The sequence below is a fragment of the Natronosalvus rutilus genome (assembly GCF_024204665.1).
In the GTDB taxonomy this organism is placed as follows: domain Archaea; phylum Halobacteriota; class Halobacteria; order Halobacteriales; family Natrialbaceae; genus Natronosalvus; species Natronosalvus rutilus.
This window is the reverse complement of sequence record NZ_CP100355.1, coordinates 2,901,982-2,916,067: the sequence shown is the minus strand read 5'-3', so window position 1 is coordinate 2,916,067 and position 14,086 is coordinate 2,901,982. Positions and strand designations below refer to the sequence as shown.

Below are 14,086 nucleotides of genomic sequence, written 5' to 3'. Positions count from 1 at the left end.
ACTCGAGTCTGACCGCTCGACGAGTCGGTCGACCCGGGACGCAATCGACGAGCGGTTCGCCCTATATGACACGTTCGTGCATAGACGGATCTCGAGAAAGGACAACCTTTACAGGTTCCTGCGTACCGACTTCGATCATGCGCGAGCACGTACTGCTGATCGGGGGCGGCGGGCGCGAACACGCCATCGCGCGCGCCCTGGCCGACAGCGAGGCCGACCTGTACGCCTGCGCGGGGAACCGAAATCCGGGAATCGCCGACCTGGCGAGCGGGTTCGAGACGCTCGAGACGACCGATCCCGACGCGGTGGTCGAGTACGCCCAGTCCGTCGACGCGACCATCGCCGTCGTCGGTCCGGAAGCACCGCTCCAGGCCGGCGTTGCCGACGCGCTCGAGAACGCGGGCGTCTACGCCTTCGGGCCGAACCAGGACGAGGCCCGAATCGAGACGGACAAGGCCTTCCAGCGCCGGTTCATGCAGGAAAACGACATCACGGGCTGTCCCGACTTCGAGACATTCGACGACGGCGAGGCCGCCTGCGACTACATCGATAGCTACGACGGCGACCTCGTGGTCAAGCCCGCCGGACTCACGGGCGGGAAGGGCGTCAAGGTCATCGGCGATCAGGTGACCGCCGAGGAGGGCAAGGACTACATCCGGGAATCCGACTACGACCGCCTCGTCCTCGAGGAGCGACTCGTCGGCGAGGAGTTCACCGTCCAGGCGTTCGTCGCGAACGGCGACGTCCGCACGGCTCCGGCGGTCCAGGACCACAAGCGCGCCTACGAGGGCGACGAGGGGCCGAACACCGGCGGAATGGGGAGCTATTCGGACGCCACGCGCGAACTGCCGTTCATGACGGCGGCCGACTACGAGGATGCCGTCGACATCATCGAGGAGACCGTTGACGCCCTCGAGGGCTACAAGGGCATTCTCTACGGTCAGTTCATGCTCACCGCTGAGGGGCCGAAGGTCGTCGAGTTCAACGCCCGCTTCGGTGACCCCGAGGCGATGAACACCCTGCCGGTCCTCGAGACCGACTTCCTCGAGGTGCTCACCGCGGCCCGAAACCGAGATCCGTTGCCCGACCTCGAGTTCGCCGAGCAAGCCACGATCTGTAAGTACGCGGTTCCTGCGGGGTACCCCACCGATCCCGAGGCGGGAGCGAAGGTGCAGGTCGACGAAGAGAGCGTGGCGCGCGCAGCGCGGGGCTCGGATGACTCGAGCGGCTCGAGCGGCGACGAACGACGAGAGAGCGCTGGCGACGCCCTGCTCTACTACGCCAGCGTGGACGAGCGGGAGGACGGAATCTACACCACGACCTCGAGGTCCTTTGCCGTCGTCGGTCTCGCGGCTACCATCGCCGAAGCCGAGGAAATCGCCGAGGACGCGCTCTCCGACGCCGGCGAAGAAGGCCTGCACGTGCGCCACGACATCGGGAAAGCCGATCTGGTTCAGCGCCGTATCGACCACATGGACGAACTGCGCGGGAAGTAAAACCACACGATTCTGTACCACCCCCGCGCAGTTTCAAGCCCGCGTTATATTGGACTGAGCGGCGGAGGAAGTCGTATGTCCGCACGCTTCACGGACGACGACGAAGGAAAGCCAGTCGTGAACGAAAACGGCGACCGAATCGGGATCGTCGAATCCGTCCACGGCGATACCGCACACGTGAACCCCGATCCGGGGATGACCGACACGATCAAGTCCAAACTCGGCTGGGGCGACGCCAGCGAGGACACGTACGAACTCGACGCAAGCAACGTCGATCACGTCGGCGACGACGAGATTCAACTCGGGCAGCTTTGAACGGGTCGATACCGGGGCGGTAACGGGGGACACCCGACTTTTCCCCGTTCAGTTGGTTTCTTGTAGGATTGGAACGAATGCCGTGGCAGTGACCGATGACCCCTCCAGGCGCGAGCACGATCAGAAACGCAGACACGACCGCGTGCACCGCCACCCGACGCCCGGCCCGACGAACTCGCTGGGCCACTGGACGAGCGCCCGCCACCCCCTTCGCGTGGCGATCAACTACGTCGTCGTCTGGCTGATCCGGACCTCGCCGAGCCTGAAACTCAAGCGCTGGCTCATGCGACGCCTCGGCGTCACGGTCGGTGAGGGCGTCTCGTGGGGCCTTGAGGCCACGCCTGACGTGTTCTGGCCCGACCTCATCACGCTCGAGGATCACGCCATCGTCGGCTACGACGCTACGATTCTCTGTCACGAATTCCTCCAGCACGAGTATCGAACGGGGGAGGTCGTCGTCGGCGAGCGGGCGATGATCGGCGCCGGGGCGATCATCCTCCCCGGTGTCGAGATCGGTGCCGGTGCAAGCGTCGCGGCGAACTCGCTCGTGACGCGGGACGTTCCGCCGGGCGAGATCGTGGCGGGGGTGCCGGCGACGACGATGTCGGACTCGGATTCGGGTTCGGATTCGGGTTCGACCTCGAGCGAGCGAAGCGACGCCGAGGACACAATCGACGGGGGCGAAGGGGTCGTAGTCGACCGCGACAGCGAACTCGACGCGACCACCGACGAAACCGACGGCGAGACGGAGACGACGCGAGAACGGGACGACCCACCCCACTCTGTCGAGTGATCCAAGTCGCGCCTCGAGCCCCGGCCTCGTCGCCGAACTCACAGTGACGCCGAAGGGCCGAGGCTCGGAACAGGAACGGCCGACCGGTCGCCCAGGCAAGGCCACCCAGGAACGCGAAGTGGACGATGGCGTCGATCCCGGCACTCAGGTCGTCACGTTCCCCATCGGCCGACGTATTCCGTCTGGCGGATAACTAATGGGGCCGGAGAAAGCACCTATCCGTTATTTCCTGAGTTCACGATGCCGCCGCGACTCGAGGCGGTTAGTCCAACTCGCCTTTCGCCTCGTCGGCGTAGCTGTCGGCCAGTCGAACCGGCTCTGGGAGCTTGTAGCCCGTCGAGAGCGCGAGGGCCAGGTCGGCCGCGGTTTCCGGACCGACGCGGTGGCCAGGACTGACGTACAGCGGGTTGACGTAGCGGTTTGGCGAGTCGTACTGCTTCGTCTGGACGGCGTACCCTAGGAGCGTTCCCGGATCAGTTTCGACGCGCGCGTTCGCTTCGATTGGGACGCGGGTGCCGGCGGCGAGGTTCTCGAGGTCGCCCGTCGCCTCGCCACAGAGCAGGCTCTTGGCGACGCCGACGCTGGGGGCGTCCAGGACGACGCCCATGTGAGTCGCGATACCGGCCTCCCGGAAGTGGATGCGACCGCTCCCGTCGAACAGGAACATGTCGGGGTCGGTCGTCAGGTTCTCGACGGCCTCGAGGATCGGGCCGCCCTCGCGGAACGAGAGCAGGCCCGGGACGTAGGGAATCTCGAGGGGCGTGACGGCGAAGACGCGCTCGAGGACCTCGTCACCCTGCGTAACGACGATGGCGCTGAGTGCGCGTTCGGGTTCCGAATCGAGCAGGAAGGACTGGTCGACGCCGGCGACGACTGGTTGGGTGGTAGACCCGGTGTGGCGGCTGCTGCCGCTCCCGTTACTGCTACCACCCCCGCTCCCGCTCGAGGTCGAGGCCGAGGTCGCTGCCAACGGGTTCGTCAGCGTCTCGAGGTCGAACGCGAAGTCGTCCTCGAAGACGGCCTCGCGAGCGATTTCGTGCTGCATGGCTTCCATGTCGGCTCTCGAGAGCGCGGCGTCGGGGACGAGGTCGGGACGATGGATGCGTGTCATGTGCGTGGTGAAAGGGGTCAGCGATTAGCTAGCGTGTGAGGGCGTCGAGAGTGGGCTGTTCGGGGACCGGTGTGTGAAACGTTAGAAGCGTCGGCGACCGGGACCGCCAGGACCGCCCGGGCCGCCTGGACCGCCACCGCCTAACTGGAACTGATTCGCGGTCTTGATGTTACGGTTCTGCTTGACGTACCAGCCGTAGGCGAGGCCGATCAGGAGGCCGACGAGGTGAGCCGCGTGGGCAGTTCCACCGGCGCCAGCAGCCCCAGCGCCGATGAAGAAGACGCTGAGAAGTGCGTACCCAACCGCGATCACCCAGATCGGCACGGGCAGGATGAAGTAGAGATAGACCTTGAGGTTCGGGTTCAGAATCGAGAGGACGCCCATGATCGCCAGGCCGGCACCACTGGCACCGAGGACGCCGGGGGTCGTTGGGGTGACGCCACCAGAGAGCAGTTGAATACTGATCTGGCTCAGCCCGGCGACGGCGCCGCTGACGAGAAAGAGCCACGCGAAGTTCCGCGAACCGACGTAGCGCTCGACGAGCGGGCCGAAGAAGAAGATAACGATGCTGTTGAAGACGATGTGCATGAAGCCACCGTGAGCGAAAATCGAGGTGATCCATGTCCAGACGTACTCGGGGTTGGCGGGCGTCAGGACGAAAATAGACCGATAGGTGAGAACCGACTCGAAGGTCATCCCGGGTGATCCGAACGGAGCGAGGATGAACCGGGTAACGAATTGCGCCAGGAACGTGATCCACATGAGCGCCAGGAACGTGTACGTCATGTTCCCCCGGAAGTACCCCAGCGGCCCGCCGGGCCCTGTGTTGAACGGCAATTTGTCGCTCAGACTCGAGGCCGTCTTCCCGCTGCTGTCGACACTATCGTCGAACCCGCTGTCGAAGACTCCCTGCGGATCGTTCCAGTTCTGGAGCCCTGTACAGTTGTGGTTCTCCGGCAGGCGGTGTTCGCTGCAGTAGGTCCCCCCGCAATGCCGACAGTTGTACGGCATGCTTTCGTTTTTCCCACACACGTCACACGTTGCCATTGGCGCCCCGTATGTGACGCGTCGCTATGGGGTTTGGGGTTTCTCCCGTTCTCTGTCCCCGGTCTCCCGGCCTTCGGAACCGAGGACGGACGTCGGCGGCCGTGCGAGCGCGTAACAAGGATTTTTGCCCCCTCGAGACCCATGACGACGTGTGCAAGACTACGAGCGAAAACAGTTGCTCGAGCGCGTCAACCGGGATGGCGCGACCATCGGTGCGGACATTCCCGATGAGATCACGATCCAGGACGAGTCGATCGATCTCCGGCAGTTCGTCTTCGAGATCAAGCGCCGGGAGACGGTGCCGGCAGGCGAACGCGAGCGCGTCGAACAGGCCAAACGGAACCTCAGGCGGGAGCGCCTCGAGCGACTCGAGTTGATCGAGGAGGGCGACATCAGTCGAGAGGAGGGCGAGGAACTCGTCCGATCGATCATCGGCATCGACCGGGCGCTCAACGCTCTCGAGAACCTCGGCCCGACGGACCTCGAGCGCGAGCAGCGGGCCCAGAACACGGCGGACAAGAAGCGCTGGATGTCGTTCCTGAAAAAGGCACTCGGCCGGGAGACCGACGCGGGCACGCGGAGGGGTCGCTGATGGCGACCAACGCCGAACTCGCCGCCCGATTCGAGGAGTTCGCAGACCTGCTCGAGGCCGACGACGTGGAGTACAAACCGCGGGCCTACCGGCGGGCGGCCGAGGCGATTGGCGCCCACCCCGCGCCGATTGCCGACCTGGTGAACGCGGGGAACAAGGAGGCGATCGAAGACATCGACGGCGTTGGGGACGCCATCGGTTCGAAGATCGTCGAGTACGTCGAAACCGGGGAGATCGAGGAGCTGGTAGAGCTACGGGCGGATCTCCCCGTGGACATGGCCGACCTCACCCGTGTCGAGGGCGTCGGCCCGAAGACGGTCGGTACGCTCTACCGCGAACTCGACGTCCGGACGCTCGATGACCTCGAGGCGGCCGCCGAGGCGAACGAGATCCGCGAGGTGTCGGGGTTCGGTGCCAAGACCGAACAGAACATCCTCGAGAACATTCCGTTCGCCCGTGAGATCGGCGAGCGAAAACTGCTCGGCGAGGCTCGCCCACTCGCGGACGACGTGCTCGCGTTCCTGGAGTCGCTCGAGACGGTCGAGCGCTGTGAGGTCGCCGGCTCGATCCGTCGGTGGCGCGAGACGATCGGCGACGTGGACGTGCTCGCGGCCACCGACGAGGCCGAGGACGTCGTCGACGCGTTCGTCTCCTGGGACTCCGTCGACGACGAAATCGAGTCTGGGCCGGCGAAAGCGAGCGTCCGCGTCGGCGAGGTCCGCGTCGACCTGCGCGTCGTGGTGCCCGAGGAATTCGGCGCGGCGCTCCAGTACTTTACGGGGAGCAAGGATCACAACGTGACCCTGCGGAACTACGCGATCGATCGTGGGCTGAAGCTCAACGAGTACGGCGCTTTCGACGTTTCTGACGTCGAGGACCACGAGGCGGGCCAGCGCGTCGGCGAGCGAGTGGCCGGTGACACCGAGGCGGGGATGTACGAGGCGCTCGGCCTCGAGTGGATGCCCCCGGAACTGCGCGAGGATCGCGGCGAGATCGACGCCGCTGCCGACGATACTCTGCCAGACCTCCTCACGCGCGAGGATATCCGCGGCGACCTGCACACCCACACCGAGTGGTCCGACGGCAACAACTCGATCGACGAGATGGTCGCCGCCGCCGCGGAGCAGGGGTACGACTACTACGCGATCGCAGACCACGCGGAGGGGCCGGGCGTCGTCGGCGGCATGGGACTCACGGACGCCGAGATCCTGGATCAGGTGGAGGAGATCCGGGAGGTTGGCGCCGACGCCGACCTCGAGGTGTTCGCGGGGATCGAAGCCAACGTCGACGCCGAGGGGGAAATCGGCCTCTCCGAGGACGTCATCGACGCCCTGGACGTGATCGTCGCCTCTCCCCACAGCGCGCTCGACCAGGATTCGGACGCGGCGAACGAGCGCCTGATTCGTGCGGTCGAGAACCCGGCCATCGACGTCCTGGGTCACCCGAGCGGCCGCCTGCTCAACCAGCGCGAGGGGCTTGCAATCGACGCGGCCGCGCTGGGTGAGGCCGCCGCGGCGAACGACACCGCCCTTGAGGTTAACAGCAACCCCCACCGACTCGACCTGTGGGGAAGCGCCGTCCAGGCCGCGATCGACGAGGGGGCGGCGATCGCCGTCAACACCGACGCGCACAGTCCGGCGACACTCGAGTACGTCCGCTGGGGGGTCCACACGGCCCGGCGCGGGTGGGCCGAACCCGCGGACGTGACCAACGCCTGGGAACTCGAGGAGTTGCGCGAGTTCCTGCATTGATGCACTGATTCCGTTCCTGCACTGACACATTGGTACTGTTCTTGGACTAACACATTAACTACGTGATCCACCGTGACCGACCGACTCCTCGTCGACGGCATGTGCGGCGGCATCGTCGCTTACTGCCGGATGTGCGGCCACGACACGCTGTACGCGGGTGACCGTGACCTCGAGGACGACGCCCGACTCCTCGACGTCGCCGCCGCTGAGGATCGAACGGTCGTCACGAGAGACGTCGACCTGGCCGGCCGAAGCGAACGTGCCATCCTGCTTGAATCCCGCGATACGGACGAGCAACTGCGAACCCTCCACGACCGCGGGGTCGACCTGACGCTCCCCGACGAACCGCGACGATGTGGCCGGTGTAACGGCCCGATCGAGCGGGTTCCCGAAACGGAGACGACCGACACGCCGCCGTACGCGCCCGACCCGAACGAGGTGGCGGTGTGGGCCTGTCGCGACTGTGGCCAGCACTTCTGGAAAGGGAGCCACTGGGATCGGGTTCGGCGGACGCTCGAGACGGTGCGAAGCAGAGAATCGAGGGACGAACGCGGCCTTGAGGGCAATAAAAACGACCATACGGGTGACGAAATCAGCCCTATAGGTGACCAGAGCGAGCCCGCGGGTGACGAAAACAGGAGCGATCAGTAGACCGAGACATCGTCGAACCGGCCGTCGTAGAAGACGTGATTCGGGTGGGTCGGCTCCGTACCAGAGAGGTACAGCCGATCGACCTTCTTCCAGGTGTTCTCGTAGGCGAGGTGAGCCAGTTCGGCCGCCGTCGTCCGCCAGCGCCGGAGGCCGTTGGCGTAGACGACCCGTCGGGGGGCGTCGGCTTTGAGCGCCGAGACGAGGTCGGCCTCGGATTCGATCGTCCGCTCGAACGCGACGTAGGCTGCGCCGACCGAACTCGAGAGGTGGGCGTACGACGAGGTAAACGGGGCGAGGTCGAGACGGTCGGCCAGGTCGCTCGCTCGGCGGTTGTGCGTGGGGAGGTGTTTCGGATTGAAGATTTCGACGGCGTCGATACCGTTCTGAAAGCGCCGGATGTCGTCTTCCGTTAGCGACACCGTCAGGTACTCGGGATGTGGCGCCAGCACTGCGGCCTCCTGTCGTTCGAGTTCCGCCATCGCCCCCTCGAGGGTGATGAAATCGGGAACGGGCTCTTCGAGGCCGATCGCGAGGACGTGCTTTCGGTCGTTCCAGGAGCCGGTGAACACCTCGCGTGCGGGGACGACGGTCACGTCGTCGGTACTGTACGTGCTCGCTCGTTCCCGAATCTCGGGGAGGCGAGTGAAGTGGGGGGCGTAAACGAGCACGTCGATTCCCGCCCGGCGGGCGTTCTCGATTACCCGCTCGTTCAACACCTTCACGTGGAGGTCGACCCGGACCTGCTCTCCGTCGCTCACAGTTCGCGATACGCCAACCGAGGGGTTATGAATTCTGATTTATCGCCTCCCCGGAATTACTGCCGGCGACGCGTTTTCCCCTCGTCACCACTGATCGTATCGCGATGACCCGCTCGCAGAGCGAACTATTGCCGAAAGAACCTTTATGACCGGCCCGAGTATCACGATTGAATGGATACGGCCTGGGAATGTGGGATCGACGACTGCGGCTCGGTGTTCGAAGACGTCGAGTCGGCCATCGCCCACCAGGTGACCGCCCACGAACGCCTCGAGTGTGGCGTCTGTGGAACCATCGTCCCCGACGGCTACCTGGCGATCCGCCACGTCTTCTCCGAACACAGCCGTGCGGAGTACGTCCGCGCCTACGGCGCCGGCGCTGAGGACGTACGCCAGCGCGAGGGTCTCCTCGAGGAAATCGACGAGGTCGTCGATCAGCAACGGCTGGCCGACCACCTCGAGAGCTAGGTTCCTTCGAACGGCCTCCGAAGCCTCGAGCGCCACCGAATCGGATGAACGCTGCCTGGCACCGTCTGGACTCCTCCCTTTTCCGTCGTCGGATAGCCTCGCTCCGCATCGGCTACCGCTCCTCGCAAAATGTAGTCCATAATCCCCTTCCGCTAGCGAAGCGAGCGCCGAGCGAATCGACTCGCTATCGCTCGTCGGAATCCAGAACGCGAATCTGGTCCCCGCGAACTGTCACCGGAATCGGGACCGTCGCCTCGTACAACTCGACGGTCACCTGGTCCTTGCCCTCGTCGATGCGCTGAACCTGCGCCTTCTCGCCCTTGAACGGCCCGGCGATGAGTTCGACGATGTCGCCCTCGGCGATCCCCTCGACGTCCGGCTTGGGCGAGAGGAAGTGCTCGACCTCCGAGATGTCGGACTCGCCCGGGATGACCGTTCGAGCGTGGGGAATGTCCTCCAGGATTCGCTCGAGAACGGCGTGGCCGTCGGACTCGACCATTACGTAAGAGGTCAGCGAGTCGGGGGCAAGCGCGGCGTGTACGTCCGGCTCCTCGCGGTTGATGATCATGTCGGCGACGGTCTGTTCCTGGCTGGCCGTCGTCTTGACAGCGTAGATCGGCATCAGAAGCCCCCACCAGTGAGGAACAGCATGACCACGCCGATGAGGAATCCGAGCAGGCCGACGAGCAGGATTCCCGCCCCGGCGATCTTCGACACTTGCACGAATTCCTCCCGCGTGGGGGTCGTCGCCATCTTCAGTACCCGCACGTACGAGGTGAGATCGTAGGGAACGTCCATATCTGTGTGTTCACAATGCGGGGCCTTTTATCTGTCTTTCTCTTCCGGGGGTCAATCGCTGATCTGTACCCACCGGAGCGCACCCACGTTGCAGATGACGGCCGCGCTTTCCTGACCCTGGACAGAGCACTTCACGTATGGCCGAAGACGATACCGACCGATCCGACGAGTACGAGGCCGAACGAGAGGCAGAAATCGAGGACGAACTCGAGCGAATCGATCGCGATCCGGACGACGTCGACGAGGGAGGCGACCTCGGCAAGCAGAGTGCGCCGCGTCGAGCGGACGACGAGTCCTGACGGCTTGTGCGACCGTCCTGCCCCGTCATCGCCACTTGCGCCTTCAATTCTTCGAACGCAAGTAAGCCGACCCCGTCCGCCTTTTACGAACACGAAAGACCGCCTCTCGAGAGGTGATCGTTTTGAATTCAATACTATATATTCTATAGTAAACGCATTGAACGACGAGCATCGAGCATCTAGGGATCGAAGCAGACCCGAGTTCCCATCGAACTAGCCCGCCGACGCGAACGAATAACGCTATTGGGCGTGCTCGGCGAGTTTGACTTCGCTGCGCTCAGTCAAACAACTCCGCACCGTCGACCAGGTGCTCCTCAACGGCGTCCAGGTCGAGGGTGACGCCAAGTCCCGGCTCTTCGGGGATATCGATGTAGCCCTCCTCGATCACCGTCTCCTCGACGAGGTCGTCCCACCAGCCGAGTTCGTAGCTGTGGTACTCGACGGCCAGCGAGTTCGGGATGGCTGCACCGACGTGCGCCGCGGCCATCGTCGCGACCGGTGAGGCGACGTTGTGCATCGCGACGGGGACGTAGTACATGTCCGCCAGGTCCGCGATCTTGCGCGTCTCGCGCATCCCGCCGACTTTCGGCAGGTCGGGCGCGATGATGTCGACGGCCTGCCCCTCGAGGAGGCGACGCTGACCGTGCTTCCGGTAGACGTTCTCCCCCACCGTGATCGGCGTCGTCGTCGACTGGGTGACTTCGCGCTGGACGTCGTGATTCTCCGGCGGCACGGGGTCCTCGAGCCACCAGACGCTGTACTCCTCGAGGCGCTCGGCCAGTCGCTTCGCGCTACCGGCGGAGAACGTCCAGTGGCAGTCGAAGGCGACGTCGGCCCTGTGACCGACGGCCTCGGTGACGGCCTCGACGATGCTCGCCTTGTGCTCGATTTCGACGTCGCGCAGGTGGCGATTCGCTCGGTCCTTCTCGTGGCCCGAGGGCACGTCCAGGTCGAACTTCAGCGCGTCGTAGCCGAGTTCGTCGACGACCCGTTCGGCCTCGTCGGCACAGGCGATCGGATCGGCTTCCTCCTCGGTGTGGCAGTCGCAGTAGACCCGCATCTCGTCGCGGTACTTCCCGCCCAGCAGCTGGTAGGCCGGCACCTCGAGGATCTTTCCGGCGAGGTCGTGGAGGGCAATCTCGATGCCCGAAATCGCCGTGACCGTCACGCCCGCGAGTGATCCCTCACCGGACATCTTCTGGACCATGTGCTCGGTGAGCCGGTCGATGTCGAGCGGGTTTTCGCCCTGCAGGAAGGGTTTCATCCGCTCGACGAGCTCACTGACGCCAGCGCCCCAGTAGGCCTCGCCGGTGCCGACGATGCCTGCGTCGGTGTACACGCGGACGAGCGTCCACGGGAAGTTCCCGTCGACCATCGTCGTCTGAATGTCGGTGATCTCGACGTCCCGACCGCCGCCGCGTTTCGCGGCGACGCCCATCGTCTCCGCCGACAGTTCTCGCATCGTATACTCCGCGTTCGGATCGTGTAGCTGCGAGTAATCGATACCCATGCGCCACCATTGACTCGCATAGTAGTAAAACCTTACACTTATCCTGTCCGCAAGAGACGAGAGAAAGCGCCTATAGGTATGATTTCTGCGGGGCAGAAAAGGAGTATCCCCTGTCCCTGCAAGCGCACCACCCTCAAGTGCGCCGGTCGAGCGGGGTCGGAATTCGGGTTTGATCTTGAACACCCGAATGGTTCGTCGACGTCAGCCCGCGACCGTCGTCGGCGCCTGACCGAACGGAGTGATGTGGAGTTAGACCCCCTCGACGGTCGCTCGATAGACCCGAATTTCCTCGAGCGCGGTGTCGATCCGGTGAGCCACGTCCTCGTCCGCCTCGCGCTGAATGTCGCGCAGGGAGTGCTCGAGTCGGGCAAGGCGACCGTGGTCCGGGCCGGTTGCTCGGTCGGCCAGGTCGGCCACCGTTTCGGCCTGCTCGTCGAGTCGAGTCGCCAGATCGGAGGCTGCCGTGTTAGCGGCCTCCCGAAGAGTGTCGCTGGCAGCCGCGAGTTCCGTGCGAGTCATAGGAGGGCATTTATCGGCCGAGACTATAATCGATTCCCCGCCTTCGAACGGGAACACGAGAGCCACCTTGGAGCACCCCACTCGAGCACGCGACGTAGCCTTAGCGTCCGTCCGCGAGCGCCTCGAGGATGGCATCAGCGGAACAATCAAAGCCACCGGCCTGAGCGAACGACGATGAACCGCCGCCACCGCCGCCGAACTCGGCCGTCAGATAGTCGACCAGCGCTCCCGCATCGACGGCCTCGTTGCTTCGGATCACGACGAAGGGGTAGTCGGTCTCGCCGACCACGGCGAGGACGTCCGCGGACGCATCCGGCGCTTCGCGAACGGCGTCCCCGAGCGCTTCAGGCTCGAGTCCGTCGACGCTCGTCACGAGCCACCTCTCGCCGTCCCGTTCGACGGGATCGGCCGCCTCGAGCGCTCGCTCGACGAGTTCTGCCTCGAGTGTTCGCTTGTCGGCCTCGAGGGCGTCCTGGCGCTCGACGGTCTCCTCGAGAGCGTCCGATATCGAGCCGACGTCCGCCCCCAGGGTCTGCTTCGCCGCTAACGCCGCTCGCTTTTCGGCTGCTCGACGTTCGATCGCTCGCGGGCCGACGGCGAACTCGACGCGCGTGAGTCCCTCTCCGGGGTTCGACCGATCCAGGACCGTTACGGGCCCGATTTCCCGGGTGTTTCGAACGTGGGTTCCGCCACAGGCCGCGACGTCCCAGGGGTTGCTCGAGCCGTTGGTCGTCCGGCCGTTGTCGTCTTTCGAACCGATCGTGACGACGCGGACCTGGCCCCTGGAAAAGGCGCCTTCCTCCGTGGCTTCGTTGAACGCAATTTCATCGCGTTCGCGCGCGTCCGCGACCTGCACGTCCTCCCAGGAGACCGGCCGGGATTCCCAGACCGCCCGGTTGACCAGGTCGTCGAGCTCGATCAGGACGTCGTCGTCGATTTCGGTCGTCGTCTCGAGGTCGACGCGGATCTTCTCCTCGCCGATGTCGAACCCGCCGTAGCCGAGGTCCTCGAGGAGGTGCCGCCCGGCACCGTAGAGGACGTGGCTGGCGGTGTGTGCGCGCATGCAGTACATTCGGAAGGACCAGTCGATCGAGCACATGACGCGGTGGCCGGCCTTGAACGACGGTGGGTCCGCGAGGACGTGGACGTGCTCGCCGTCGACGACCTGGACGTCCTCGACGGGAACGTCGCCGATCCGCCCGCGGTCGGCTGGCTGGCCGCCGCCCTCGGCGTAGAAGTACGTCGTCTCGAGCCAGACGCGCTTCCCGTCGACTGCCGTCACCTCGGTTTCGAATCGCGTTGTGTAGGGCTCGGCCGCTGCCCGTTGCCCGTTCATTGGTGGCACTCCGTCGGCCTCCGATAAAAGTCTGCTCGCCGGGGCGTCTCTGGATCTGCAGAACCAATTGGTGCGAGTACGGGCACTATTCGGCGAGTTCGACCTCGAGAACCGACTCGAGGGCCGTGATGAGCCCGCCACCGACGCCGGCCTGGGTCGCTCGTCCCTGTTCGACGGCCAGCAGGTCGGACTCGCGACAGCCGAGTTCCTCGGCGAGCTCCTCGCGTTTTAATCCGGCCTCCTGGCGGGCCGCCTCGACGCGTTCACCGTAGCCGGAGACGAGGTACGGCAGCGGGTCGTCGTCGTAGTTCGTTCCCTCTTTTTCCCAGTGTTCGGAGTCGCCGTCCCAGATCGGGTTCGCGCGGGCGACGTTCTGGGCGGCCTTCTTCTTGCGATTGGGTTCGTCCTGGGATCGCGAGCCGCTGGAGCCGGAGCCCCCCGATCGACGACTACGCTGCTTTTGCTCGTCGCTGTGGGGGGCACAGCTCGGGCAGACCTCGAGGTCGGCGCCGGCAACGGTCGCTCGACGCAGCGAGTCGCTTTCGGCGCCACAGAGCTCGCAGTTCGTCCCGCCGCCGCCGGACGACGAGCCGGTCGAGTATTTTGCCATGACTACCATTGGCCGGTCCGACATTTCAAGGCACC

The 14,086-nt window shown here is 65.1% G+C and carries 17 protein-coding genes; 8 read left to right on the top strand and 9 right to left on the bottom strand.

Features of this window, described 5'->3' with window-relative positions; translation table 11 throughout:
• Positions 1–137: 137 nt before the first annotated feature.
• The 3 genes from purD to NGM29_RS14055 all read left to right on the top strand — a co-directional run bounded on the left by purD (position 138) and on the right by NGM29_RS14055 (position 2,604).
• Positions 138–1,496: a phosphoribosylamine--glycine ligase gene (gene purD, locus NGM29_RS14065; protein ID WP_254156964.1), complete on the top strand. Its 1,359-nt coding sequence runs from the start codon at positions 138–140 to the stop codon at positions 1,494–1,496.
• A gap of 75 nt (positions 1,497–1,571) precedes the next feature.
• Positions 1,572–1,811, top strand: a complete 240-nt coding sequence (locus NGM29_RS14060) for a PRC-barrel domain containing protein (RefSeq protein WP_254156963.1) — start codon at positions 1,572–1,574, stop codon at positions 1,809–1,811.
• A gap of 88 nt (positions 1,812–1,899) precedes the next feature.
• Positions 1,900–2,604, top strand: a complete 705-nt coding sequence (locus NGM29_RS14055; RefSeq protein WP_254156962.1) for an acyltransferase — start codon at positions 1,900–1,902, stop codon at positions 2,602–2,604.
• Between the two features lie 262 nt (positions 2,605–2,866).
• Here NGM29_RS14055 and NGM29_RS14050 read toward each other — a convergent pair whose 3' ends face one another.
• Together NGM29_RS14050 and NGM29_RS14045 are read right to left on the bottom strand one after the other, a co-directional pair.
• A complete protein-coding gene (locus NGM29_RS14050; protein ID WP_254156961.1) occupies positions 2,867–3,715 on the bottom strand; it encodes an endonuclease V in 849 nt (282 codons plus the stop codon).
• Positions 3,716–3,796: 81 nt separating this feature from the next.
• Complete coding sequence (locus tag NGM29_RS14045) at positions 3,797–4,762, bottom strand: rhomboid family intramembrane serine protease (RefSeq protein WP_254156960.1); 966 nt, start codon at positions 4,760–4,762, stop codon at positions 3,797–3,799.
• 151 nt (positions 4,763–4,913) lie between these two features.
• Here NGM29_RS14045 and NGM29_RS14040 point away from each other — a divergent pair, with 151 nt between their 5' ends.
• The 3 genes from NGM29_RS14040 (at position 4,914) to NGM29_RS14030 (ending at position 7,756) form a co-directional block, all read left to right on the top strand.
• A complete protein-coding gene (locus tag NGM29_RS14040; RefSeq protein WP_254156959.1) occupies positions 4,914–5,354 on the top strand; it encodes a DUF5788 family protein in 441 nt (146 codons plus the stop codon).
• Positions 5,354–7,105: a DNA polymerase/3'-5' exonuclease PolX gene (gene polX, locus NGM29_RS14035; RefSeq protein WP_254156958.1), complete on the top strand. Its 1,752-nt coding sequence runs from the start codon at positions 5,354–5,356 to the stop codon at positions 7,103–7,105. Before NGM29_RS14040 ends, polX begins: the two co-directional genes overlap by 1 nt.
• 72 nt (positions 7,106–7,177) lie before the next feature.
• The gene (locus tag NGM29_RS14030; RefSeq protein ID WP_425499151.1) at positions 7,178–7,756 is read left to right on the top strand and encodes a Mut7-C RNAse domain-containing protein; all 579 of its coding nucleotides are present in this window, start codon (positions 7,178–7,180) and stop codon (positions 7,754–7,756) included.
• Here the strand turns inward: NGM29_RS14030 and NGM29_RS14025 are convergent.
• Positions 7,750–8,514, bottom strand: a complete 765-nt coding sequence (locus NGM29_RS14025; protein ID WP_254156957.1) for a PHP-associated domain-containing protein — start codon at positions 8,512–8,514, stop codon at positions 7,750–7,752. The genes NGM29_RS14030 and NGM29_RS14025 overlap by 7 nt on opposite strands.
• Positions 8,515–8,685: 171 nt before the next feature.
• On the opposite strand from NGM29_RS14025, the gene NGM29_RS14020 reads away from it, so the two are divergent.
• On the top strand, positions 8,686–8,979 hold the full coding sequence (locus tag NGM29_RS14020; RefSeq protein ID WP_254156956.1) for a DUF7565 family protein: 294 nt from the start codon (positions 8,686–8,688) through the stop codon (positions 8,977–8,979).
• A 184-nt stretch (positions 8,980–9,163) separates the two neighbouring features.
• Here NGM29_RS14020 and NGM29_RS14015 read toward each other — a convergent pair whose 3' ends face one another.
• Positions 9,164–9,601, bottom strand: coding sequence for a transcription elongation factor Spt5 (locus NGM29_RS14015; RefSeq protein WP_253436230.1), 438 nt, complete (start codon positions 9,599–9,601; stop codon positions 9,164–9,166).
• Positions 9,601–9,777 (bottom strand): protein translocase SEC61 complex subunit gamma, encoded by a 177-nt coding sequence (locus NGM29_RS14010; protein WP_253436227.1) that lies wholly within the window; start codon positions 9,775–9,777, stop codon positions 9,601–9,603. The genes NGM29_RS14015 and NGM29_RS14010 overlap by 1 nt, the downstream gene beginning before the upstream one ends.
• Before the next feature lie 137 nt (positions 9,778–9,914).
• On the opposite strand from NGM29_RS14010, the gene NGM29_RS14005 reads away from it, so the two are divergent.
• The gene (locus NGM29_RS14005; RefSeq protein WP_254156955.1) at positions 9,915–10,076 is read left to right on the top strand and encodes a hypothetical protein; all 162 of its coding nucleotides are present in this window, start codon (positions 9,915–9,917) and stop codon (positions 10,074–10,076) included.
• A 277-nt stretch (positions 10,077–10,353) separates the two neighbouring features.
• Here NGM29_RS14005 and NGM29_RS14000 read toward each other — a convergent pair whose 3' ends face one another.
• The 4 genes from NGM29_RS14000 to NGM29_RS13985 form a co-directional block, all read right to left on the bottom strand.
• Complete coding sequence (locus tag NGM29_RS14000; protein ID WP_254156954.1) at positions 10,354–11,586, bottom strand: mandelate racemase/muconate lactonizing enzyme family protein; 1,233 nt, start codon at positions 11,584–11,586, stop codon at positions 10,354–10,356.
• A gap of 249 nt (positions 11,587–11,835) precedes the next feature.
• Complete coding sequence (locus NGM29_RS13995) at positions 11,836–12,105, bottom strand: DUF7553 family protein (RefSeq protein ID WP_254156952.1); 270 nt, start codon at positions 12,103–12,105, stop codon at positions 11,836–11,838.
• A 100-nt stretch (positions 12,106–12,205) separates the two neighbouring features.
• A complete protein-coding gene (locus NGM29_RS13990; RefSeq protein WP_254156951.1) occupies positions 12,206–13,441 on the bottom strand; it encodes an alanyl-tRNA editing protein in 1,236 nt (411 codons plus the stop codon).
• 85 nt (positions 13,442–13,526) lie between these two features.
• Positions 13,527–14,051, bottom strand: a complete 525-nt coding sequence (locus NGM29_RS13985) for a helix-turn-helix domain-containing protein (protein ID WP_254156950.1) — start codon at positions 14,049–14,051, stop codon at positions 13,527–13,529.
• Between the last annotated feature and the right edge of the window lie 35 nt (positions 14,052–14,086).

Excerpts from the sequence above, each read along its gene's own strand:
- NGM29_RS14045 (WP_254156960.1), bottom strand. The coding sequence starts at position 4,762 with ATGGCAACGTGTGACGTGTGTGGGAAAAACGAAAGCATGCCGTACAAC.
- NGM29_RS14010 (WP_253436227.1), bottom strand. The coding sequence starts at position 9,777 with ATGGACGTTCCCTACGATCTCACCTCGTACGTGCGGGTACTGAAGATG.
- NGM29_RS14015 (WP_253436230.1), bottom strand. The coding sequence starts at position 9,601 with ATGCCGATCTACGCTGTCAAGACGACGGCCAGCCAGGAACAGACCGTC.
- NGM29_RS14005 (WP_254156955.1), top strand. The coding sequence starts at position 9,915 with ATGGCCGAAGACGATACCGACCGATCCGACGAGTACGAGGCCGAACGA.
- NGM29_RS13995 (WP_254156952.1), bottom strand. The coding sequence starts at position 12,105 with ATGACTCGCACGGAACTCGCGGCTGCCAGCGACACTCTTCGGGAGGCC.
- NGM29_RS14020 (WP_254156956.1), top strand. The coding sequence starts at position 8,686 with ATGGATACGGCCTGGGAATGTGGGATCGACGACTGCGGCTCGGTGTTC.
- NGM29_RS14000 (WP_254156954.1), bottom strand. The coding sequence starts at position 11,586 with ATGGGTATCGATTACTCGCAGCTACACGATCCGAACGCGGAGTATACG.
- NGM29_RS14050 (WP_254156961.1), bottom strand. The coding sequence starts at position 3,715 with ATGACACGCATCCATCGTCCCGACCTCGTCCCCGACGCCGCGCTCTCG.
- polX (WP_254156958.1), top strand. The coding sequence starts at position 5,354 with ATGGCGACCAACGCCGAACTCGCCGCCCGATTCGAGGAGTTCGCAGAC.
- NGM29_RS13990 (WP_254156951.1), bottom strand. The coding sequence starts at position 13,441 with ATGAACGGGCAACGGGCAGCGGCCGAGCCCTACACAACGCGATTCGAA.
- NGM29_RS14060 (WP_254156963.1), top strand. The coding sequence starts at position 1,572 with ATGTCCGCACGCTTCACGGACGACGACGAAGGAAAGCCAGTCGTGAAC.
- purD (WP_254156964.1), top strand. The coding sequence starts at position 138 with ATGCGCGAGCACGTACTGCTGATCGGGGGCGGCGGGCGCGAACACGCC.
- NGM29_RS13985 (WP_254156950.1), bottom strand. The coding sequence starts at position 14,051 with ATGGCAAAATACTCGACCGGCTCGTCGTCCGGCGGCGGCGGGACGAAC.